Raw genomic sequence first — 23,286 nt, 5'->3', positions numbered from 1 at the left:
CGCCGGAAGATTGTCCCAGGTCATCCGGCAGCGGTTTCAGCAGCGTAAGCTTCGGGCCGCGCCGTTCGGCCCTGTTCCAAGGAGAGTTTCATGACCCTTTCTTTTGCTGTCAAAGCGGCGATTCTGCTGCTGTTTGTCGGCAGCACGCTGTACGTGCATCTGCGCGGCAAGGCGCGTTTGCCGGTATTGCGCCAGTTCGTGAATCACTCCGCACTGTTCGCCCCCTATAACGCCTTGATGTACCTGTTCTCCAGCGTGCCGTCCAAGCCGTACCTGGACCGCAGCAAGTTTCCCGAACTCGATGTGCTGCGTGATAACTGGGAAACCATCCGCGACGAGGCCATGCACCTGTTCGACGAAGGCTATATCCGTGCCGCCGCCAAGGACAATGACGCGGGTTTCGGGTCGTTCTTCAAGAAAGGCTGGAAGCGTTTTTACCTGAAGTGGTATGACAAACCGCTGCCATCGGCCGAGGCGTTGTGCCCCAAGACCGTCGAACTGGTCAGCCGTATTCCCAATGTCAAAGGCGCGATGTTCGCCCTGTTGCCCGGTGGCAGTCACTTGAACCCGCACCGCGATCCGTTTGCCGGCTCCTTGCGTTATCACTTGGGCCTGTCCACGCCGAACTCCGACGATTGCCGCATCTTCGTCGACGGTCAGGTGTATGCCTGGCGCGACGGTGACGACGTGATGTTCGACGAAACCTACGTGCACTGGGTCAAGAACGAAACCGACGTCACCCGGGTGATTCTGTTCTGCGACATCGAGCGGCCGCTGAGCAACCGCTTCATGACCGCCGTCAACCGCCGCGTCAGCGCGTTTCTCGGCCGTGCCACCGCGCCGCAGAACACCGATGACGAGCGCGTCGGCGGGATCAATCAGGCTTATGCGTTCAGTAAGCGGTTCAGCAACAGCTTCAGCGGCAAGGTCAAGCAGTTCAAACGCGCCAACCCCAAGGCCTATCGCATCTTGCGTCCGGTGCTGGCCGTGCTCGTGCTGACGCTGCTGGGCTACTGGCTGTTCGGATGAACGAATGGCTTTATCAAGCGCCGTTGCACCCTGTGCAGCGGCGTTTTTTTATGCCTGGCGCCAGGGCATAACCGGCAAATAGCACGTCTATTCAATCCTCTTCGGGCCAGTCGGCGGACCCTGCGTTCAGCCCTTTTACCCGGAGACGTTGTTCATGCGCGCCAGATTCCTGATGCTTTCCGCCACGCTGTTCTTGGCCGGTCCGATGGCGGCTGTGGTTGTGCCCACCGTTGCCTTTGCCCAGTCCGCCGCCGTGGCCGTTGCCCCGCAATACGACACCACCCATGTCTACGTGGCCCCCGCAGACGTGGACCGCTTCGTTCAGAGCTTCACCGCCACATTCGGCGGGCAGAGCACGCCACAGGTGGTGGTCAATGTCTTGCCGGTGCCGAGCAGTACCACGTCCCAGCTGATTCAAACGCCGGTCGGCACGGTTTCGCTGTTCGGTTTCAAGACCCCGATCCCGCGTCCGTTTGGCGATGAGCGCAACGGGTATCTGGTCAAGGACATGGACGTTGCGATCAAAGAGGCTCGTCAGGCCGGCGCCGACGTGATCGTCTCCGATTTCCCGGACCCGATCGGTCGCGACGCCGTCGTGCAGTGGCCGGGTGGCGTGAACATGCAGCTTTACTGGCACACCAAAGTGCCGAATTACGCGCCGTTCCAGACCATTCCAGAGAACCGTGTCTACGTCTCCAATGACCGGGCTGCAGCTTTCGTGAAAGCGTTTGTCGCGTTCTCCCACGGCAAAGTCGTCAGTGACGAGCAGAAAGCACCGGGCATCGAAATCGGCCGCGCTGATGCTACGTTCCACCGCATCCGCATCGAGTCGCCGTTTGGCAAAATGGTCGTGCTGGCCACCGACGGCCATCTGCCGTATCCGTTCGGCCACGACAACACCGGTTATGAAGTCGCCAACCTGCAGGACACATTGAGCAAAGCGAAGGCGGCGGGTGTGAACGTGCTCGTCGAGCCGTTCACGAGCGAGGGGCGCACGGCAGCAGTCGTTGAGTTCCCGGGTGGCTACGTTGCTGAAATTCATCAGACCGCTGCGGCCGGTTGACCGATGGCGCGTACTCGATTCGCTGCAGGTGTGAGCGGTCTGTGCCTGGCCGTGGCGTTGCCAATGGTCAGCAGCCTGGCCCGTGCTGCCGACGCTGCAACCAGGCCGACGATCAAGACCAATCGCTGGCAGGAGGATTGGTCGGTGCTCGCCAATCCGACCCTCAGGACCGCACCGCTGGACAGTCTCAAATACATCCCGTTGTCCGCCGACAATCCTCAGACCTACCTCTCACTGGGCAGCACGTTGCGTGAGCGCTTCGAGATGAACGACGCCAGCGCGTTCGGCACCCGCAATGTGGCCCGCGACAGGTATCTGCTACAGCGCTTTCAGGTCCACGCCGATCTGCACTTCAACGAGAACTGGCGCGTGTTCACCCAGTTGGAGGACGTGCGCGCGCACGACAAAACCACGATTGGCGGCGCCGATCAGAACCGTACCGACCTACGCCTGGCGTTTCTGGAGTACACGAAAAAGCTGGGCGACAACACGTTCAAGGCGCGGGTGGGACGGCAAGATTTCGCCTTCGACCTGCAGCGTTTTATTTCTTCCCGCGACGGGCCCAACGTGCGCCAGTCGTTCGATGCGTTGTGGGCGGACTGGGAGACCGGCTTGTGGCGCTTCATCGCGATTGCCAGTCGACCGGTGCAGTATCAGGACGAGCGCCACTTCGACGATCGCTCCAACCATGAATTTCGCTTCCACATGCTCCGCGCCGAGCGTCTGGTCGGCGGCAGTAACGAGCTCTCGGCGTACGTCGGCCTGTATGAACGCGACGACGCCAACTATCTGGACGCCAGCGGCGCAGAGCACCGGAACATCTTCGACGCTCGATTGGGCGGCGCGGCCGATGGCTACGACTGGGACCTGGAAGCGATGGGGCAGACCGGTTCGGTCGGCGCCAAAAGCATTCGCGCCTGGGCAGCTGGCAGTCGTGTGGGCTATACGTTCGCCGATGTCAGCTGGACGCCGCGCCTGGGCCTGCAACTGGACGCGGCCTCGGGCGACCGAAACAACGGCGATGGCACGCTGGGCACCTTCAATCCGCTGTTCCCCAATGGCTATTACTTTTCGCTGGGCGGCTATACCGGTTACGCCAACATCCTGCACGTCAAACCGTCGATTACCATCAAGCCCATCGCCAAGCTGAGCATTCAGACGGCGCTCGGCCTGCAATGGCGGGAAACGACCGAAGATGCCGTTTACGTGCAGCCCAACATTGCGGTGGCGGGGACGGCGGGGCAGGGCAGTCGCTGGACCGGCGCGTATGGACAGGTGCGCACGGACTACGCGTTCACCGGCAATCTGAGCGGCGCGATCGAGGCGGTTCACTATGATGTCGGCCAGTCAGTGCGCGATGCCGGCGGGCACGACAGCAACTACCTCGGCGTTGAGCTGAAGCTGTCTTGGTAGGGCTCCCTCGGTAGTAGCGCATCAGGGGCATTCACGACGTCGCGTTATGACATTGCACGAGGCACCGATGGCTGGTTATAGTCGGCGTCGTTGCCGTAACACTTGGCAACACCGAGTCACTCCTTTCAGAAGATGAACACGATGCCTGCATCCAGCAAACGGTTCGCTTTATCCGCCACGGCTTACGCTGTTGCGGAACCGTGCAGCTGCATGCAAGTCGCCGTCATCACGCACTACCCGCCACCCCCACCTGTGAACAGTCCTGTCGTGTGCGCCGTTGCACCGCCAGGGGTCGTTGTACTCGGCTGATCGACTGCCTCAACGCTGTCGGTCCAGGCCTGCAAACGCCCGCAAAACATCCGTGAATCCGGTTCGTGCCGGGTCCGATTTTGTCTGAATCACAGGTGACTCATGTTCGCTAATAAAGCTTTGGCCTCGATGGCCACCACGACGCTGTTCGTACTGCTCTGGAGCAGCGGCGCGATCGTTTCCAAGTGGGGCCTGACCCATGCTTCGCCCTTTGCGTTTCTGCTGTTTCGTTTCTTGCTGGCGCTTGTCGCGCTGGCGATCCTGATCCCTGCATTGGGTTACAAGCTTCCCGCCACCCGCGCCTCGATGGGCTTCGCGTTGCTGACGGGCGCTGTGCTGCTGGGCGCATATCAGATCTGCTACCTGCTGGCGCTGGACATGAAGGTCGCGCCCGGCGTCATGGCCACGATCATGGGCGTGCAACCGATACTCACGGCCGTGCTGGTCGAACGCAGCCGCTCGGGGTCACGCCTGTTTGGCCTGAGTATGGGCCTGGTCGGCCTCGTGCTGGTGGTCTGGCAAGGCATCGGCGACGGTGGATCGCTGGCCGGCATGGCGTTCGGCGTGCTCGGCATGTTGAGCATGACCGGCGGCTCGATCATGCAGAAACGCATCACCGACAACCCCCTCGGCACGTTGCCGGTGCAGTACCTTGCGGGGACGGCGGTGTGTGCCGTGTTCGTGCCGTTTCAGCCCTTTCATTTCGAACACAGCATCGGCTTCTACGTGCCGGTGCTTTACATGGGCCTGGTGGTGTCGGTGCTGGCGACGTTTCTGCTTTATCGCCTGATCGCCCAGGGCAATCTGGTCAACGTCACCAGCCTGTTTTACCTGGTGCCCGGCGTCACCGCGATCATGGACTACCTGATCTACGGCAACCGCCTCGCGCTGATGAGTTTGCTGGGGATGGTGCTGATCGTGGTGGGGTTGATGTTTGTGTTCAGGAAGGTTGGGTAGAACCGTCCAAGCCTGCGGCGAATGCTTCGGGCAATGCGGAAGAAAACTGTAGGAGTGAGCTTGCTCGCGATCTGGCGCGCAGCGGCAGCAGACTGGTGAATGCGGTGTGTCAGGCATTGCCAGGGCGTCAGTAAACGACTGCTGCGCATCCGATCGCGAGCAAGCTCACTCCTACATTGATCGTCGTCTGGCGCGGAATCTGCGCACGGTAAGGCACGATTTGTGGTCGGGGCGAATTCTCTGGACGCTGCAAAAACTGTAGGAGTGAGCTTGCTCGCGATCTGGCGCGCAGCGACAGCAAACCGGTGCATGCGGTGTGTCAGGCACTGCCAGGGCGTCAGTTTCACGACTGCTGCGCATCCGATCGCGAGCAAGCTCACTCCTACATCGATCGTCGTCTGGCGCGGAATCTGCGCACAGTCAGGCACGATTTGTGGTCTGGGGCGAATTCTTTGGACGCTGCAAAAACTGTAGGAGTGAGCTTGCTCGCGATCTGGCGTGCAGCGGCAGCAAACCGGTGCACGCGGTGTGTCAGGCATTGCCAGGGCGTCAGTTTCACGACTGCTGCGCAGCCGATCGCGAGCAAGCTCACGCCTACAGTGGATCATCGTTCCCAGCGTGACGACACCGGCCAGCCTCAACCCAGCCGCACATGCCGGCTCAGCAACGCTCGCAGGGCTGCGGGCTTCACCGGTTTGACCAGGTATTCCAGGCCCGCGGCATGCACCTGGGCGATTAGCTCCGGGCGGCCGTCGGCGCTGATGACCACCCCGGGGACGGGCTCACCCAGCTGCGTACGCAGCCAAGCCATCAGTTCGGTGCCGATTTCGCCGTGGTCCAGGTGGTAATCCACCAACGCCAGGTGCGGGCGAATGCCGTCGTTGAGCAGGGCCTGGCATTCCTCGCGATTGCGCGCGGTCCAGACCTGACAGCCCCAGCGGCTGAGCAGGCTGTTCATGCCGATCAGGATGCTGTCTTCATTGTCGACGCACAGAATCTGCGTGCCGTTCAGCACGGCCCGCAAAGGCTCGCTCGGCGCAGCGGCCGGCATCGGCAAGGCGGGCGCCAGCGGTACCGTAACGCTGAACACGCTGCCCCGGCCCGGCCATGAACGCACTTCCAGCGAGTGACCGAGCACGCGGCACAGACCATCGGCGATCGCCAGGCCCAACCCCAGCCCTTTCTCGGCGCGGGTCTGATGGCTGTCCAGCCGCTTGAACTCCTCGAAAATTACCTGCCGCTTGTCCTCGGGAATGCCCGGGCCACGGTCCCAGACTTCCAGGCTCAGTTGCCCGTTTCTGCGCCGCACTCCCAGCAAAATCGGCCCCTTGGCGTAACGGAACGCATTGGTCAGGAAGTTCTGCAATACCCGCCGCAGCAGCTTGGCGTCGCTGGCCACGCGTAAATTGCTGCCGCGCACACGGAAGTCCAGACCCTGCTCCTGGGCGAGGGCCTTGAATTCGGCGCCGAGGGTTTCAAACAGATTATTTAGCGCGAACGGCGTGATGGTCGGCGTGAACTTGCCGCTCTCAAGGCGCGAAATATCCAGCAAGTCGCTGATCAGGTCTTCGGCCGAACGCAGGGAGCTGTCCAGGTGCTGAATCAGCTGCTTCGCTTCCGCCGGCACGTTGTCGTCGTTGTGCAGCAAGGCGGCGGAGAACAAACGCGCAGCGTTCATGGGCTGCATCAGGTCGTGACTGACCGCGGCGAGAAACCGCGTTTTCGACTGATTGGCGGCTTCGGCATGGGCCTTGGCTTCGCTCAACGCCGTGTTCAGCTGCGACAGCTCCCGCGTCCGTTCAGCCACGCGCTGTTCGAGGCTTTCGTTGGCGCCCTTGAGCGCATGCTCGGCCTCGCGGAACGCGGTGATGTCAGTGAAGCTCATGACGAAGCCGCCGCCGGGCATCGGGTTGCCGATCAGCTCGATCACCTGCCCATTGGGAAACAACCGCTCGGACGTATGCGCACGCCCTTGGCGCATCCAGTGCAGCCGTCGGGCAACGTGCACCTCGGCCTCGCCGGGGCCGAGCAGGCCGCGCTCGGCGTTGTAGCGGATGATGTCGGCGATGGGCCGGCCCACGCTGATCAAGCCTTCCGGGTAGCTGAACAGTTCCAGATAGCGAGCGTTCCAGGCCACCAGCCGCAGGGACTGGTCCACCACACTGATGCCCTGGGTGATGTTCTCGATGGCGCCTTGCAACAGGGCGCGATTGAACTGCAGCACTTCGGAGGCTTCGTCGGCGATGCGCACCACATCTTCGAGCTGCATGTCGCGGCCTTCGATCGCCGCCTTGACCACCGCCCGTGTCGACGACGTGCCCAGCACCCCCGCCAGCAAGCGTTCGGTGTGGGCGATCCATTCGCCGGTGGCGTTCTGATTGGGATTGAAGCCTTTGCCCTGTCGGTAGGCGAAGCGGATGAAGCTTTGCTGCGCCCGCTCTTCGCCCACAAAACGCGCCGAGAGCTTGAGCAAGTCTTCGATCTGCACTGCCAGCAGCGAGCGATTGTTAGGCCGCGCCTGCAATTCCTGACCGATGAAACGCCCCGCCTGCCAGTGTTCGGAAACCCGCGTTCGCGACAGCAGCGAGACCCACACAAACAGCGCCAGGTTGCCCAGCATCGACAGGACCACACCCTGGGTCAGCGGGCTGATCGGCAGATTGAAGGGGTTGCTGTGCAGCCACGCCAGCAGCGGAAAACTGCTCAGCGACCAGCCCATGCTGTGGGCAATGATCGGCAGCACCAGCGTGTAAAACCAGATGAACACCCCGGCCGCAAGCCCGGCAAACACCCCGCGCCGATTGGCCGGCTTCCAGTACAGCGCGCCAATCATCGCCGGCATCAACTGCGTGATGGCGGCGAAGGCGATCTGGCCGATGGTCGCCAGGCTCGCGGTCGATCCCAGCAACCGGTAGCTGACGTAGGCGAGCAACAGAATGACGACGATGCTGACCCGGCGCACCGAGAGCATCCAGTAGCGGAACGCCTCGAACGGGCGCTCGGCGGTTTTGCGCCGCAGCAGCCATGGCAGCAGCATGTCGTTGGAGACCATGGTCGACAGCGCGACGCTCGCGACGATCACCATGCCGGTGGCCGCCGAGGCGCCCCCGATGAACGCCAGCATCGCCAGCGCCGGGTGGGCGTGGGCCAACGGCACGCTGATCACGAACGAGTCCGGCAGCACCGAGGCGGGCAGCAGCATCTGCCCGGCCAGCGCAATCGGCACCACGAACACCGCCGCCAGCACCAGATACGCCGGGAACACCCATTTGGCCAGGCGCAGATCCTGAGGCTCGATGTTCTCCACCACGGTGACGTGAAATTGCCGGGGCAGGCAGATGATCGCCATCATGGCGACGCCGGTCTGCACCACCATCGACGGCCAGTTGACCGTTTCCTTCCAGTATTCCTCCAGGCGCGGCGCGAGCATGGCCTGGCTGAACAGGTCGTCCACGCCGTCGTACAGCCCGAAGGTCACGAACGCCCCGACGGCCATGAAGGCGAACAGCTTGACCAGCGACTCGAAAGCGATCGCCAGGACCATGCCGCGGTGGTGTTCGGTGGCGTCGAGGTTGCGGGTGCCGAAGACGATGGTGAACAGCGCCAGCACCAACGAGACGATCAGCGCGGTGTCCTGGGCGCGGGTCCCGGTGGCGTCGGCGCCGGCACCGATCAGAATGTTAACCCCCAGCACGATGCCTTTGAGCTGCAGCGCGATGTAGGGCAGCACGCCGATCAGGCAGATCAGCGCGACAACCACGGCGAGGGTCTGCGACTTGCCGTAGCGGGCGGCGATGAAGTCGGCGATGGACGTGATGTTTTCCTGCTTGCTGATCAGCACCATTTTCTGCAGCACCCAGGGCGCCAGCAGCAACAGCAGGATCGGCCCGAGGTAGATCGGCAGAAACGACCACAGTTGCTCGGCGGCCTGACCGACGGAGCCGAAAAACGTCCAACTGGTGCAGTACACCGCCAGCGACAGGCTGTACACCCAGGCGCGCAGGCGCGGCGGCAGCGGTTTGCTGCGACGGTCACCGTAAAAGGCGATGGCGAACATGATGGCCATATAGGCCAGGGCGACCGCAGCGATCAGCCCGCTGGACAGCGACATGGGAACTCCATAGACAAACGGCTAGCGGTTTCGGTGGCGATCCCTCGCCGGCCGGACAGTCTCGCACGCCGCGTGGGGTTCGTCTGTTTCGACCATGGTCTGAGCGGCGCATCTTGAGCGTTTGCACCGGCCCTTTCCCGGCTAAAGCCGGTCCCACTAAAAGCAGCGCGTGCAGTCAGTGTCGAGGGTGCTCTGACGCCTATGTTTTCAGTCGGCACCTATATATCTGGGAAATCTATGACACATAGCTAAATTACCCGCTTAGTCGATATCAGCTGCCGTCCTACTATGGGGACCACCTCACACGAGGACAGGAGCCCGCCATGACCCACGCCATGTTCTTCCCGCAAAGACCCTTCAGCCAACTGAGTCATCCTCGGGAAGTCATCCGCCAATTCACCCCCAACTGGTTCGCCGCGACCATGGGCACCGGCATTCTTTCCGCCGTGCTGACACAGCTTCCGGTGACCATCCCCGGTGTGTTCCAGCTGGCCGAGGCCTTGTGGATGCTCAACATCGTGCTGTTCCTGACCTTCAGCGCCCTCTACATCGCGCGCTGGGTGATGTTTTTCGACGAGGCGCGGCGGGTGTTCGGGCATTCCACGGTGTCCATGTTTTTCGGCACGATTCCCATGGGCCTGGCGACGCTCATTAACGGGTTGCTGACTTTCGGCCTGCCACGCTGGGGCGATGCCGTGCTGTCGCTTGCCGAACTGTTGTGGTGGCTGGACGTGGCGATGTCCCTGGCCTGCGGCGTGCTCATCCCGTTTTTGATGTTCACTCGCCAGGAACACCGCATCGATCAGATGACCGCCGTCTGGCTTCTGCCCCTGGTGGCCTGCGAAGTGGCAGCGGTGAGTGGTGGACTGCTGGCGCCTCATCTGGCTGAAAGCCACAGCCAGTTCAGCGTGCTCATCACCAGCTACGTGCTGTGGGCGATGTCGGTGCCGGTGGCGTTCAGCATTCTGACCATTCTCTTGCTGCGCATGGCCCTGCACAAATTGCCCCACGAAAGCATGGCCGCATCGAGCTGGCTAGCGCTCGGGCCGATCAGCACCGGCGCATTCGGTTTGATTGTGCTGGGCGCCGATTCGCCACTGATCTTCAACGCCAACGGCTTGCCCGGCGTCGGCGAAGTCGCCTCGGGCCTTGGCCTGATCGGCGGCGTGATTTTATGGGGTGTTAGCGTGTGGTGGTGCCTGATGGCATTGCTGATCACCGCGCGTTACCTGCGCAACGGCATCCCGTTCAATCTGGGCTGGTGGGGTTTCACCTTTCCGCTGGGCGTGTTCGCGCTGACCACCCTGAAGCTGGGCGCGCTGCTTCATCTCGGGTTCTTTGCGGTGCTCGGCAGCGTGCTGGTCGCCGCGCTGACTGTCCTGTGGCTGGTGATCATGAAGCGCACCGTGAGCGGGGCCTATAAAGGCGAGCTGTTCGTTTCGCCGTGCATCGCGGGCTTACGCTAGATAACGCTCACTCGCTCTAACGGGCTATGCGTTCGAGCGGGTGCTCGACTTTGCCGCCGGTGTCGTCTTCAATGTGGCCCGGAACCGCCGTTCGGCGTTCCCATCCGAAAGCCGGCACCGGCGCCACTCAGGACCAGGGAAGATGAGTCAGTCGCAGTTCAGTTTGTTGGGTAAGCGGCGTTTTCTGCCGTTTTTCGTGACCCAGTCCCTCGGGGCGTTCAACGACAACATCTTCAAGCAATCGCTGATCCTCGCCATTCTCTACAAGCTGAGCATCGACGGGGACCGGTCCATCTACGTCAACCTCTGCGCCTTGCTGTTCATCCTGCCGTTCTTTCTGTTCTCGGCGCTGGCCGGGCAGTTCGGCGAGAAGTACCCCAAGGACAAACTGATCCGCATGATCAAGGTACTGGAGATCGTGATCATGGTCGTGGGCGCAATCGGATTTCTCTTCAATCACCTGTCGCTGATGCTGGCCGCGCTGTTCGCCATGGGCACCCACTCGGCGTTGTTCGGGCCGGTGAAGTACTCAATCCTGCCCCAGCACCTGCATGAGAATGAACTGGTGGGCGGCAACGGTCTGGTGGAAATGGGCACGTTTCTGGCGATCCTCGCCGGCACCATCGGCGCCGGCGTGATGATGTCGGCGACCCATTACGCGCCCATCGTGGCGGCAGCGATGGTCTCGGTAGCGTGCCTGGGGTATCTCGCCAGCCGGGGCATTCCGCCGGCAGCGGCCGCGTCGCCGGACATGCGCCTGAACTGGAACATCTTCAGCGAATCCTGGGCCACCCTGAAACTCGGCTTGGGCCAGACCGAAGCGGTGTCCCGCTCCATCGTCGGCAACTCGTGGTTCTGGTTCGTCGGAGCGATTTATCTGACGCAGATCCCGGCCTACGCCAAGGAGTTTCTGTACGGCGATGAAACCGTCGTCACCCTGATTCTGACCGTATTCTCCATCGGCATTGCCGCCGGCTCCATGCTCTGCGAACGACTGTCCGGGCGCAAAGTGGAAATTGGCCTGGTGCCGTTCGGCTCCATGGGTCTGACGGTTTTCGGCTTGTTGCTCTGGTGGCATTCCGGTGATTTCCCGCAGAACGTGCAGGCCAACAACTGGCTGGCGATTCTGGGTTACGGGCAGGCGTGGTGGGTGTTGCTGGACATCCTTGGCATCGGCGTGTTCGGCGGATTTTACATCGTGCCGCTGTACGCGCTGATCCAGTCGCGCACGCCGGAGAAAGAGCGCTCGCGGGTCATTGCGTCCAACAACATCCTCAACGCGTTGTTCATGGTGGTCTCGGCGATTGTCTCGATCGTGCTGTTGAGCGTGGTGAAGCTGTCGATCCCGCAGCTGTTCCTTGTGGTGTCGCTGATGAACATCGCGGTCAACGCCTACATCTTCAAGATCGTGCCCGAGTTCACCATGCGCTTCATGATCTGGCTGCTCAGCCATTCCATGTACCGCGTTGAGCATCGTGATCTCGACCTGATCCCCGACGAAGGCGCGGCGTTGCTGGTCTGCAACCATGTCTCGTTCGTCGATGCGCTGTTGATTGCAGGTTCTGTGCGCCGGCCGATCCGCTTCGTCATGTACTACAAGATCTTCAATCTGCCGGTGCTGAATTTTGTGTTCCGTACGGCGGGCGCCATCCCGATTGCCGGCATCAAGGAGGACAAGGCGGTGTTCGACAAAGCGTTCGAGCGCATCGCCCATTACCTCAAGGAAGGCGAGCTGGTGTGCATCTTTCCGGAAGGAAAACTGACCACCGACGGCGAGATCGACACCTTTAAAAGCGGCATGACCCGGGTCTTGCAGGAGACTGACGTGCCGGTGATTCCGCTGGCATTGCAGGGGTTGTGGGGAAGCTTCTTCAGCCGCGACCCGAATAAGGGTGTGTTCCGCAGACTGTGGTCCCGAGTGACCCTGGTGGCAGGGCCAGCGTTGACGGGTGAGCAATCGCAGCCGGCGCTAGTGCGTGAGCGGGTGGCGGAGTTGCGGGGGGCGGTGCGTTAGCCGGAAGCCGGATGTTTCGAGCTATCGGAATGCCTTGTGGGAGACTGCTGGTTGAGCTGCGACAGAGGACCTGTAAGAGTGAGCTTGCTCACGAAGAGGCCGGTACATCCACTAAACCTTCAGCGGTAGGAATACCATCTTCGCGAGCAAGCTCGCTCCCACATTGACCGCATCCGCTGAACGACTCGTGGGCGACCGGGAATCTCCCACAAAGAGCAAGCCAGCTGCACGACTGATCAACCCACCACTGGCTTCTCTTCCGCAACCACCGCATCCGGCGTCATCTTCCGGAAGTACGTCGAAAGCAGCGCGCCGGAGATGTTGTGCCACACACTGAAAAGCGCGCTTGGCACCGCCGCCAGTGGCGAAAAGTGCGCGGCGGCCAGGGCGGCGCCGAGGCCTGAGTTCTGCATGCCGACTTCCAGGGACAGCGACTTGCGCTGAGCCAACGGCAGTTTGAACAGCTTGCCGGTGAAATAACCCAGCAGAAAGCCGAAGCTGTTGTGCAGGATCACCACGGCCATGATCAACAGGCCTGATTCGGCAATCTTCGCCTGACTCGCCGCCACCACCGCACAGACGATCATCACGATGCTCACCACCGACACCAGCGGCAGCACGTCGACGGCAAAACTCACCTTGGCGCCGAGTAAACGTTGAGCGATGACGCCGAGCACGATCGGCAGCATCACCAGTTGCAGGATCGACCAGAACATTTCCATGAAGGACACCGGCAGCCACGCCGAGGCCAGCAGCCAGATCAGCGCCGGGGTCAGCAGCGGGGCGAGGAGGGTGGTGACGGCGGCGATGGCCACCGACAGCGCCAGGTCACCTTTCGCCAGCCAGGTCATGACGTTGGACGACGTGCCGCTCGGGCAGCAGCCGACCAGAATCACGCCCACGGCGATTTCCGGCGGCAGGTGAAACAACTGGCAAAGCAGCCAGGCCACGCCGGGCATGATCACGAAATGCGCGACCACACCCAGAGCCACGCGCCAGGGATGGCGCACGACTTCAGAAAAATCATCGAGCTTGAGGGTCAGGCCCATGCCGAACATCACCAGTCCGAGCGACGGCACGATGTACGACTTGAGGCCGATGAACCAGGACGGGAACAGAAACGCCAGCACGGCGAACAGCAGCACCCAGTACGCGAAGGTATTACCGACAAAACGACTCAACGCAGCCAGGGCGCGCATAGCCTGCTCCTTTCTTATGAGTATGAAGTGGAGCCGGAAACTGCAGGCGATTCCCTGTTGTTCCGGCTTCCCGGTGTCGCGCGGCAGACGCAGTCCCTGTGGGAGTGAGCTTGCTCACGAAGACGGCCTGTCAGCCAATAAAGATCCAGCGGATGTCCCTGCCTTTTCGCGAGCAAGCTCACTCCCACATTCAGCCGTCGCCAGATACATCTGCGGCAAGGTCATCCTTGATGGGAGCCAGCACGCCGGCCCCTACGCAGGCAGTGAAATCAGATCCCCTGTGGAATCTCTTCGCCGCCCAGTGCCTCCATCAGTTGCGGCAGGAACTCGCCGAACGTCAGCATCATCAGGGTGAAGCTGGCGTCCTGCTGACCCAGCGCATCGTCGCCGCCGTTCTGCTCGGCTTCATCCTGCAGCAGGTCTTCGAACTTCAGGCGTTTGATGCCGAGCTTGTCGTCCAGCACGAACGACAGCTTGTCCTGCCACGCCAGCGACAGCTGAGTGACGACTTTGCCGGTGCTCAGGTGCAGCTGGATTTCGTCGCTGGTCAGGTCCTGACGCTTGCACTTCACAACGCCGCCGTCTTCGTGGGTGTCGCGCAGTTCGCATTCGTCCAGCACAAAGAAGTGCTCGGCGGTTTCGCCGGTCTTGACCCATTCGGTCATCACGGCGGTTGGCGCTGTTTTGACGGTGACGGGGCGGACGGGCAGCGAGCCCACTACTTCACGCAGGGTCGACAGCAGGTCTTCGGCGCGCTTCGGGCTGGAAGCGTTGACCAGAATCACGCCTTGCTTGGGGGCGATGGCAGCGAAGGTCGCCGAGCGACGGATAAAGGCGCGGGGCAGGAAGGCCTGGATGATTTCATCCTTGAGCTGATCGCGTTCCTTCTTGTAGACCTTGCGCATCTGCTCGGTCTCAATCTCTTCGACTTTCTCTTTCAATGCATCGTTGACCACGCTGCCGGGCAAGATGCGTTCTTCCTTGCGCGCCGAGATCAGCATGAAATCACCGCTGACGTGCACCAGTGGCGCGTCTTCGCCCTTGCCGAACGGGGCGATGAAACCGTAAGTGGTCAACTCCTGGCTGGCACAGGCTCGTGCAGGCTTGGTCGCCAACGCGGTTTCCAGCGCCTCGGCGTCAAATGGCAGGTCCTGGGTCAGGCGATAGACAAGCAGGTTTTTGAACCACATGGGGTACATCTCTCCTTTATACAAAGGGGGGCATTATTCGCTGCTGTGACCCTGCGGCCAACCCTGATGTAAGCCTTTGGAAGGATTATAAAATTTATTTCAAAAAGTGCTTGCCAGCTTTTTGATCGCTCCGTAGAATGCGCGCCACACCGAAGCGAAGGGTGATTAGCTCAGCTGGGAGAGCGTCTGCCTTACAAGCAGAATGTCGGCGGTTCGATCCCGTCATCACCCACCATTCGTTTCAAGTGTTACGCGCAGCGGTAGTTCAGTCGGTTAGAATACCGGCCTGTCACGCCGGGGGTCGCGGGTTCGAGTCCCGTCCGCTGCGCCATATTGAGTTACGAGGCCCTTGAACTCCTCGTAACGACAAAGAGAGCGACCTTAGGGTCGCTTTTTTTGTGCCCGGGATTTGGTGGGCGCAGTCTCATCGATGATTGTTCCCACGTTCCGCGTGGTAGCACTGTTAATGACCCTCCGCGTCAACTTGCCCAGGCTTGAATGAGCGTCGCCTGCAGGACGCAGAGCGTCCGGGGCTGCGTTACCACGCGGAGCGTGGGAACGATCAGGTTCACCCCGAGACTCTGGCATCGCTCACACCGACCTCTTCCCGGCTAAAGCCGGTCCCACTAAAAGCGGCGCGTGCATCCAGCAGAAGTGGCGTCGATCCCGACTGTAGGACCGGCTTTAGCCGGGAAGCTGTTGATCTGCTTGTGATCTGCTTGTGATCTGCTTGTGATCTGCTTGTGCTCTGCTTTTGATCTTCCTACACAAAAGGCTCAGTCACCTCCAATCGCGACTTGGGTGCAGGCTGAACGCAGGTCTCGCGCAGTGGGCCGAGCCGTATGGATGCGGCGAGAGCGCCGTCAGGACATGGATGTCCGTTCGGCGCGGGCCCACGGAGCGAGACCGGAGTGAAGGAACCCTGACGAAGGAAGGGCCCAACCAGGAGCAAGCACCCTTGGTTACTTGGGGTGCTTTTCCAAGTAACTCGCCGAAGGCGAAATGTCTGCCGTTAGGCAGGCGCACTTGATCTTCGCGGACTAAGCAACGCCGCTGACATCTACCTCCACAACATCGCCCACCAGCCGCACCGGCCAAATCCGCAGCCGCAGTGCCGCATCCTCCAGACACGTACCGTCCTTGAGTCGGTAATGCTGCTTATATAAAGGCGAAGCGATCACAAGATCCCCGCCCAAACTGCCGATCAACCCCCGACCAATCACATTCACCCCCGTGACCGGATCACGATTGTCCACCGCAAACACCTGCGGCGCGCCACCAATGGACGCCACATAAAACAACGCCACCTGCGCAGTGCCGACCAACGCAACCACGCCGGAATTCAGCACCAGATCCTCGCGCGCACACACCGCGCGCCACACCTGAGTCTTCGGCATCTCCATTACTGCAGCATCGACCTGGCTCATCGTGCAACCTCCACAGCGGCAATCAGATTCAACTCTTCAGCGCGAGCCGGACGACGCTGGCTGCGCTCCTTGACGAAATGAATGTCCGGGTCAGCGCCCTTGTCATTGACGAACGTACGGAAACGCTTGAGCTTCTCCGGGCTCTTCAGCGCGTTCGCCCACTCGCATTCATAACGGTCTACCACCAACTGCATCTGCGCCTCCAGTTCGGCAGCGAGCCCAAGGCTGTCCTCGATCACCACCGCTTTCAGAAAATCCAGCCCGCCTTCAAGGGACTCGCGCCAGACCGACGTCCGCTGCAACTTGTCAGCGGTGCGGATGTAAAACATCAGCACGCGGTCGATGTAGCGAATTAGCGTCTCGTCGTCCAGATCGGTGGCGAACAGCTCGGCGTGGCGCGGGCGCATGCCACCGTTGCCGCATACGTACAGATTCCAGCCGTTCTCCGTGGCGATCACGCCGATGTCCTTGCTCTGGGCTTCAGCGCATTCACGGGTGCAGCCGGACACCGCGAACTTCAGCTTGTGCGGCGAGCGCAGGCCTTTGTAGCGGTCCTCGATGTTGAGCGCCATTTGCACACTGTCCTGAACGCCGTAACGGCACCAGGTGCTGCCGACACAGGACTTCACCGTCCGTGTCGATTTGCCGTAGGCATGGCCGGTCTCGAATCCGGCAGCGATCAGCTCGGCCCAGATGTCCGGCAGCTCGTGCAACTGCGCGCCGAACAGGTCAATGCGCTGGCCGCCGGTGATCTTGGTGTACAGGTCGTATTTCTTCGCGACCGCGCCGATGGCGATCAAGCCGTCCGCGGTGATTTCACCCGCCGGGATGCGCGGCACCACTGAGTACGTGCCGTTCTTCTGCATGTTGGCCATGAAGGTGTCGTTGGTGTCCTGCAGCGGCACCAGCGACGGGTCCATGATCGGCCGGTTCCAGCACGAGGCGAGGATCGAGCCGACGGTGGGTTTGCAGATGTCGCAACCCAGATGACCTTTGCCGTGGCGGGCAAGCATCTCGTCGAAGCTTTCAATGTTTTCAACGCGGGCGAAGGCGTACAGCTCCTGACGCGTGAACGCGAAGTGCTCGCACAGGCTTTTATCGACGGTGACGCCGCGGGCAATCAGTTCGTGCTCGAACACGCTTTTCAGCAGCGCTGCACAACCGCCGCAACCGGTGGCCGCCTTGGTGCAGGCCTTGAGCCCGGCAAGATCGGTGCAGCCGCCGTCGATTGCGGAACAGATCGACGCCTTGCTCACGTTATGGCATGAGCAAATGGTTGCCGTGGCGGGCAGGGCGTCAGCGCCAAGGGTCGGCGCGCCGTCGCTACGGGGCAGGATCAGGCTCGAAGGATCGGCGGGCAGCTTGATGCCGTTCTGCGCGTATTGCAGCAGGGTGTCGTAATAGCTGTTGTCGCCCACCAGCACCGCACCGAGCACCTGTTTGCCATCGGCGGACACCACCAGGCGCCGATAGCTGCCGGTGGCCTCGTCGATAAACCGGTAACTGCGCGCACCCGCCAACGCACCATGAGCGTCGCCGATGGAGCCGACGTCGACGCCGAGCAGTTTGAGCTTGGTCGACATGTCCGCCCCGAAGAACGGCTCGGCGTCCAGATCGCACAATTGCGCCGCGACGTTGCGGGCCATTTGATAACCCGGCGCGACGAGGCCGAAGACGCTGCCGTTCCAGGCCGCGCACTCGCCGATGGCGAAAATGTCGGCGTCGCTGGTGCGGCAATGTTCGTCGATGGCGATGCCGCCGCGGGGGCCCAGCGCCAGCTCACACTGGCGGGCGAGGGCGTCTTGCGGACGAATGCCGGCGGAGAAAACGATCAGGTCGGTTTCCAGGAATTCATCGCCGGCGAAATTCATCCGGTAGCGGTATTCCTCACCCGCGCTGATGGATTGCGTCGCGCGGGACAGATGCACGCCAACCCCCAGCGCTTCGATGCGCGCCTTCAGGGCGGCGCCGCCGTGGTCATCCAGCTGCACTGGCATCAGGCGCGGTGCAAATTCCACCACGTGGGCTTCCAGTCCCAGTGACTTCAGCGCGTTGGCCGCTTCCAGCCCCAGCAGCCCGCCCCCGACCACCACGCCGCGTTTCGCCTGACTGGCCGCGGCGCGAATGGTGTCGAGGTCATCCAGCGTGCGGTAGACCAGTCGCGAATGGCCTTCAGCGCCTTCGATGGGCGGCACGAAAGGGTAGGAGCCCGTCGCCAGCACCAGCTTGTCGTAACCAAAGCGGCCCTTGGCGGTGATCACTTCGCGCCGCACCCGGTCGATTTCCAGCACCGGCACACCCAGGTGCAGCGCAAGCCCGGTCTGCTCATATAAAGAAGCAGCGCTCATCGCCAGTGACTCGGCGTCGCGACCGCCAAAGTATTCGGACAGATGCACGCGGTCGTAGGCGCGCTGGCCTTCCTCGCCGAACACATGAATGCGATAGCGCTCAAGGGCGCCGGCGGCGATCAACTGCTCGACGCAGTGGTGACCCACCATGCCGTTGCCGATGACGATCAGGGTTTGGACGTCGTTGAGTGGGGCGACTGTGGTGGTCATATCGAGTCCCGGCCAAGGCCAATCAGGTTTTTCGAAAGCAAAAAAAAGGCGCCCGGAACCTCTCGGTTCCAGGCGCCTTTGCCTGTTCTTTTAAGGGTTGCCGCCCGACCACAGTGTCGACGCCAACCTGATGAGCCCGATGCCGTGGACGGCTGGCGGTCTGCGTTGACCGGCCAGGGCTGCCAACCGGGTGTTCAGGCTGGACTTGATAAGGGACGTAGCAATGGCTGTGCCAGTGGAGAATGTCCAGGTGTCGGACGCCTTTCGTCCTCGCCAGACGCGCAGGTTTGACGGGCCAGAAGCGTGATCGTAAGCCGATCTCATCGCCCTCAATAGCGAACGGTTCCGGCTCGAAAAGGGTGCGATTTACCCTGGTGCGCCCCACTGTGAAGCTCAACGCCCTTTGATCGTGTGAGCAGAATTCGCCCGAAACCGTCCGCTGCACGTCTTCCGGCCAGGCTGGCCTGTCGTTTGCAACACCGTGTCCACAGGCAATCAACGCCGATTGCCATATTCACGACAAAGGCGCCGTGTGCTCTCCGTTTTCCAACGGATGAGAACAGGGCGTCTTTTTTTGCTTTCAGGAAACGGAATATGGCGAGCAGCAGCGTAAAGAGCGTGTGTCCTTATTGTGGTGTCGGTTGCGGCATCGTCCTGCAGGTCGAGGACAACCGAGTCATCAAGGTGGTCGGCGACAAGACTCACCCGAGCAATTTCGGCCGTCTGTGCACCAAAGGCACTACCTGCGGCCAGGCGATTGCCGAGTCGGGGCGGATGGAGTCCGCGTACATCCGCCATCAGCGCAGTCACGAGCCTGTGCGCGCTGACATGGACGCAGCGATCAGCGAAACCGCCCGGCGCTTGCGTGGGATTCTGGATCGCGATGGCCCTTGCGCACTGGCGTTCTACGTCTCGGGGCAGATGTCCCTGGAGGCGCAATACCTGGCCAACAAACTCGCCAAAGGTTTTGTGCGCACCGCCAATATCGAGTCCAACTCGCGGCTGTGCATGGCCAGCGCGGGCAGCGGCTACAAGCTCTCGTTGGGCGCGGACGGCCCGCCTGGGTCCTACGATGATTTCGACAAGGCCGATCTGTTTTTCGTGATCGGCGCGAATATGGCCGACTGTCACCCGATCCTGTTCCTGCGCATGATGGACCGGGTCAAGGCCGGGGCGAAGCTGATCGTCGTCGACCCCCGGCGCAGCGCCACCGCCGACAAGGCCGGGCTGTTCCTGCAAATCAAACCCGGTACCGACCTCGCGCTGCTCAACGGCCTGTTGCATCTTCTGGTGGAGAACGGCGACACCGACGCCGACTTCATCGCCTCGTTCACCCAGGGCTGGGACGTCATGCCCGAGTTCCTCGCCGAGTACACGCCGGCTTACGTCGCGCAGATCACCGGCCTGGGCGAAGCAGAAATCCGTCAAGCCGCGCGGATGATCGGCGCGGCGCAGGAGTGGATGAGTTGCTGGACCATGGGCCTGAACCAGAGCACCCACGGCACCTGGAACACCAATGCGTTGTGCAACTTGCACTTGGCGACCGGGGCGATCTGTCGGTCCGGCAGCGGTCCGTTTTCCCTGACCGGCCAACCGAATGCCATGGGCGGAAGGGAAATGGGCTACATGGGCCCGGGACTTCCCGGACAGCGCTCGGTGTTGGTGGACGCCGACCGCCGCTTCATCGAAGACCTCTGGCGCATCCCCGAGGGCAGCATTCCGCACCCGCCCGGTGGCGGCACCATCGACCTCTTCGAACAGATGCGCGACGGCGTGATCAAGGCCTGCTGGATCATCTGCACCAACCCGGTGGCCAGCGTCGCCAACCGCACCACGGTCATTGACGCCTTGAAGGCCGCTGAGCTGGTCATCACCCAAGACGCCTTCCTCGACACCGAAACCAATCGCTACGCCGACATCCTTTTGCCGGGCGCGCTCTGGGCCGAGGCGGAAGGGGTGATGATCAACTCCGAACGCACCCTCAATTTGACGCAGAAAGCCGTCGATGCGCCGGGGCAGGCCTTGCCCGACTGGCAGATCATCGCCAGCGTCGCCTGTGAAATGGGCTTCGCCGACGCCTTCAGTTACGCCTCGGCAGAGGAGGTGTTCGAAGAAATCAAACAGGCCTGGAACCCCGCCACGGGCTACGACATTCGCGGCGCCAGCTATGGGCGGCTGCGGGATCAGTCTTTGCAATGGCCGTGCGCGCCAGATGACGAGACCGTGCGCAGTCCGATTCGCTACCTCAGCGATAGCGGTGCGGGCCCAGTCAAGGAAGGCGTCACGCCACGGCGGCCGATTATCTTTCCCACCGCAAACGGCAAAGCGGTATTTTTCCCACGCCCGCACATAGCGCCGGCTGAACTGCCTAACGATGCATTTCCCATGGTGCTCAACACCGGCCGCCTGCAGCATCAATGGCACACCCTGACCAAGACCGGGAAAGTGCCGACACTGAACGCGCTGAATGCCCGCCCTTTCGTCGAACTGCACCCCGACGATGCCCTTGCGCTGGGGATCCGCGAAGGCAATGGCGTCGAAATCCGTTCTGCGCGGGGGCTGGCGGTGTTGCCTGCGGTGATCAGCGATCGCGTGCTGCCGGGCAACTGCTTCGCGCCCTTTCACTGGAATGACGTGTACGGCGAAAAACTGGCGATCAACGCCGTGACCAACGACGCCGTCGACCCGATTTCCCGGCAACCCGAATTCAAGTGCTGTGCAGTCGCCTTGCGCAAGGTCGAGCTGATCGGGCATCGCTTCCTCGATTTGCCCCCAGCCGAGACCGAGAACGAGATTGCACCTGACCATGCGCCGCAGTTGACCCTGCTTTGGGCATCCCAGACCGGGAATGCCGAAGCGTTGGCCCGGCAGTTCGGCGACCAGTTGAAAACTGCCGGTGTGCCGGTTCAGGTGGCGGCGATGGACAGTTTTTCTTTCGAGCGTCTGGACCAGCTGCAGAACGTCGCGCTGATCAGTAGCACGTTTGGCGATGGCGAATCTCCCGACAACGGGAAACGATTCTGGCAAATACTGGCTGCTCGGCACGAGCGTCTAGAGTCGCTGCGCTACGCCGTTCTGGCGCTCGGTGATTCGAGTTACGACCGCTTTTGCCAGCACGGCAAGAACCTTGACCAGCGCCTGCAACAGCTGGGCGCTTCGGCACTGCTCCCCAGAATCGATTGCGATGGCGATTACCAAGCCCACGCAGACAGCTGGTTCACCGGGTTGCAGCAGGCGCTGTCGCTGAATCTTCCTACCCCGTCGATCAGCGATGAAGCGCAGCTTTGTGGGAACCAGCCTTCAAGAACACAGCCCCATCACGCGCGTTTGTCGCTCAATCGGCGACTGAATGGGCACGGTGCCGCCAAGGACACGCGGCAACTGGGGCTGAGCCTTGAGGACTCGGGGATGACCTATGAAGCGGGCGATGCCTTGGGGGTCTGGCCGCGCAATTGCCCCGAGCTGGTCGATGAGCTGCTCAAGCTCACGGGCCTGAATACCGACCAACCGGTGCGTGGCGTGAAGGCTAGCGACGTGCCGCTGGGTCAGGCGTTGGCCGAGCAATTCGAAATCGCGCGACCTGGCGCAGACACCTTGGCATTCATCGCCGAGCGAAACGGCAGCAACGACCTGAAAACACTCCTGACCGAGCCGTTCAAAAGCGAGCTGAAGGACTGGTTGTGGGGCCGACAGTTGACCGACGTGTTGCGCGAGTTCCCCATCGCCTGCTCTGCGGAGGAATGGCTTGACCATCTCAAACCGCTGCAGCCCCGGCTTTATTCGATCTCGTCGAGCGCCAAGGCGCATCCCGATGAAGTCCACCTGACGGTTTCCGCCGTGCGCTTCGGCCTGCGCAAAGGCGTTTCATCGACCTTCCTGGCGGATCGTGCGGGCGATTGCAAGGTGCCAATTTTCCTGCAACCCACGCGGTATTTTCGCCCTCCGCTGGATGGAGATGTGCCGATGATCATGATCGGCCCAGGCACCGGGGTGGCGCCGTTCCGGGCGTTTCTACAGGAGCGGCGCGCCCGCGGCGACCGGGGTCGTAACTGGCTGTTCTTCGGCGAGCAGCATCAGGCCACCGACTTTTACTACCGCGACGAACTGCAAGGCCTGCAGCAGGACGGCCTGCTGACCCGGCTGAGCCTGGCGTTTTCGCGGGATCAGGCGGAGAAGATCTACGTTCAGCAGCGCATACAGGAGCAGGGCGCTGAACTCTGGCGCTGGCTGGAGGAGGGTGCGCACCTGTACATCTGCGGTGATGCTTCGCGGATGGCGCGGGATGTCGATCAGGCGCTGCGTCGTGTGATCAGCGAACAGGGCGGCGTCAGCCTGGAAAAAGCGGCCGAACAGTTGCGCTGTCTGACCGAGCAAAAGCGCTACCTGCGGGACGTGTATTAGCCCCGTTCACTCACTCTGCGGTTGGCGGCTGAACCGTAACTGAACGGATTTCTCGATCAAACAAGAAAACCTTTGGATACCTGAACTTATCTGCCTTTTCTCCCTCTCATGCCGGTAGCCATTGATCGCGGCAGCCTGATAAGCTCGCG

12 protein-coding genes and 2 tRNA genes are annotated in these 23,286 nt (G+C 61.8%); 9 read left to right on the top strand and 5 right to left on the bottom strand.

Annotated elements, in window-relative coordinates:
* Positions 1-90: 90 nt before the first annotated feature.
* The 4 genes from AC0Z8Z_RS10840 to AC0Z8Z_RS10825 all read left to right on the top strand — a co-directional run bounded on the left by AC0Z8Z_RS10840 (position 91) and on the right by AC0Z8Z_RS10825 (position 4,771).
* The gene (locus tag AC0Z8Z_RS10840) at positions 91-1,029 is read left to right on the top strand and encodes an aspartyl/asparaginyl beta-hydroxylase domain-containing protein (protein WP_122537467.1); all 939 of its coding nucleotides are present in this window, start codon (positions 91-93) and stop codon (positions 1,027-1,029) included.
* Positions 1,030-1,201: 172 nt separating this feature from the next.
* Entirely contained in the window at positions 1,202-2,092 is an 891-nt protein-coding gene (locus tag AC0Z8Z_RS10835) for a glyoxalase (RefSeq protein WP_485619104.1), read from the top strand.
* A 3-nt stretch (positions 2,093-2,095) separates the two neighbouring features.
* On the top strand, positions 2,096-3,505 hold the full coding sequence (locus AC0Z8Z_RS10830) for an alginate export family protein (RefSeq protein WP_485619092.1): 1,410 nt from the start codon (positions 2,096-2,098) through the stop codon (positions 3,503-3,505).
* Positions 3,506-3,916: 411 nt separating this feature from the next.
* The gene (locus AC0Z8Z_RS10825) at positions 3,917-4,771 is read left to right on the top strand and encodes a DMT family transporter (RefSeq protein WP_485619091.1); all 855 of its coding nucleotides are present in this window, start codon (positions 3,917-3,919) and stop codon (positions 4,769-4,771) included.
* Between the two features lie 637 nt (positions 4,772-5,408).
* Here AC0Z8Z_RS10825 and AC0Z8Z_RS10820 read toward each other — a convergent pair.
* Positions 5,409-8,882 carry a hybrid sensor histidine kinase/response regulator gene (locus AC0Z8Z_RS10820; RefSeq protein ID WP_485619090.1) on the bottom strand — a complete coding sequence of 1,158 codons (3,474 nt, stop codon included), beginning with the start codon at positions 8,880-8,882 and terminating at the stop codon, positions 5,409-5,411.
* Between the two features lie 323 nt (positions 8,883-9,205).
* Between AC0Z8Z_RS10820 and AC0Z8Z_RS10815 the strand changes: the two genes are divergently transcribed.
* Positions 9,206-10,348 carry a TDT family transporter gene (locus AC0Z8Z_RS10815; protein WP_485619089.1) on the top strand — a complete coding sequence of 381 codons (1,143 nt, stop codon included), beginning with the start codon at positions 9,206-9,208 and terminating at the stop codon, positions 10,346-10,348.
* Positions 10,349-10,490: 142 nt separating this feature from the next.
* Entirely contained in the window at positions 10,491-12,362 is a 1,872-nt protein-coding gene (locus AC0Z8Z_RS10810; protein ID WP_485619088.1) for an MFS transporter, read from the top strand.
* A gap of 236 nt (positions 12,363-12,598) precedes the next feature.
* Here the strand turns inward: AC0Z8Z_RS10810 and AC0Z8Z_RS10805 are convergent, their stop codons facing one another.
* Positions 12,599-13,561 carry a bile acid:sodium symporter family protein gene (locus AC0Z8Z_RS10805; RefSeq protein WP_485619087.1) on the bottom strand — a complete coding sequence of 321 codons (963 nt, stop codon included), beginning with the start codon at positions 13,559-13,561 and terminating at the stop codon, positions 12,599-12,601.
* A 269-nt stretch (positions 13,562-13,830) separates the two neighbouring features.
* Positions 13,831-14,751 (bottom strand): recombination-associated protein RdgC, encoded by a 921-nt coding sequence (gene rdgC, locus AC0Z8Z_RS10800; RefSeq protein WP_065986824.1) that lies wholly within the window; start codon positions 14,749-14,751, stop codon positions 13,831-13,833.
* 159 nt (positions 14,752-14,910) lie between these two features.
* On the opposite strand from rdgC, the gene AC0Z8Z_RS10795 reads away from it, so the two are divergent.
* Both AC0Z8Z_RS10795 and AC0Z8Z_RS10790 read left to right on the top strand, forming a co-directional pair.
* Positions 14,911-14,986 (top strand) — tRNA-Val (locus tag AC0Z8Z_RS10795).
* Positions 14,987-15,005: 19 nt separating this feature from the next.
* Positions 15,006-15,082 (top strand) — tRNA-Asp (locus tag AC0Z8Z_RS10790).
* A gap of 709 nt (positions 15,083-15,791) precedes the next feature.
* Here the strand turns inward: AC0Z8Z_RS10790 and nirD are convergent.
* Positions 15,792-16,178, bottom strand: a complete 387-nt coding sequence (gene nirD / locus AC0Z8Z_RS10785) for a nitrite reductase small subunit NirD (RefSeq protein ID WP_485619086.1) — start codon at positions 16,176-16,178, stop codon at positions 15,792-15,794.
* Entirely contained in the window at positions 16,175-18,736 is a 2,562-nt protein-coding gene (nirB, locus tag AC0Z8Z_RS10780; RefSeq protein ID WP_485619085.1) for a nitrite reductase large subunit NirB, read from the bottom strand. The genes nirD and nirB overlap by 4 nt, the downstream gene beginning before the upstream one ends.
* Positions 18,737-19,330: 594 nt before the next feature.
* Between nirB and AC0Z8Z_RS10775 the strand changes: the two genes are divergently transcribed.
* Positions 19,331-23,137 carry a bifunctional nitrate reductase/sulfite reductase flavoprotein subunit alpha gene (locus AC0Z8Z_RS10775; protein ID WP_485619084.1) on the top strand — a complete coding sequence of 1,269 codons (3,807 nt, stop codon included), beginning with the start codon at positions 19,331-19,333 and terminating at the stop codon, positions 23,135-23,137.
* The last annotated feature ends 149 nt before the right edge of the window (positions 23,138-23,286 follow it).

Source organism: Pseudomonas sp. 1L-C-7-B-C1 (genome assembly GCF_057291635.1).
Note: the sequence above shows the minus strand (reverse complement) of the source record. Positions and strands in the feature narration are given on the sequence as shown.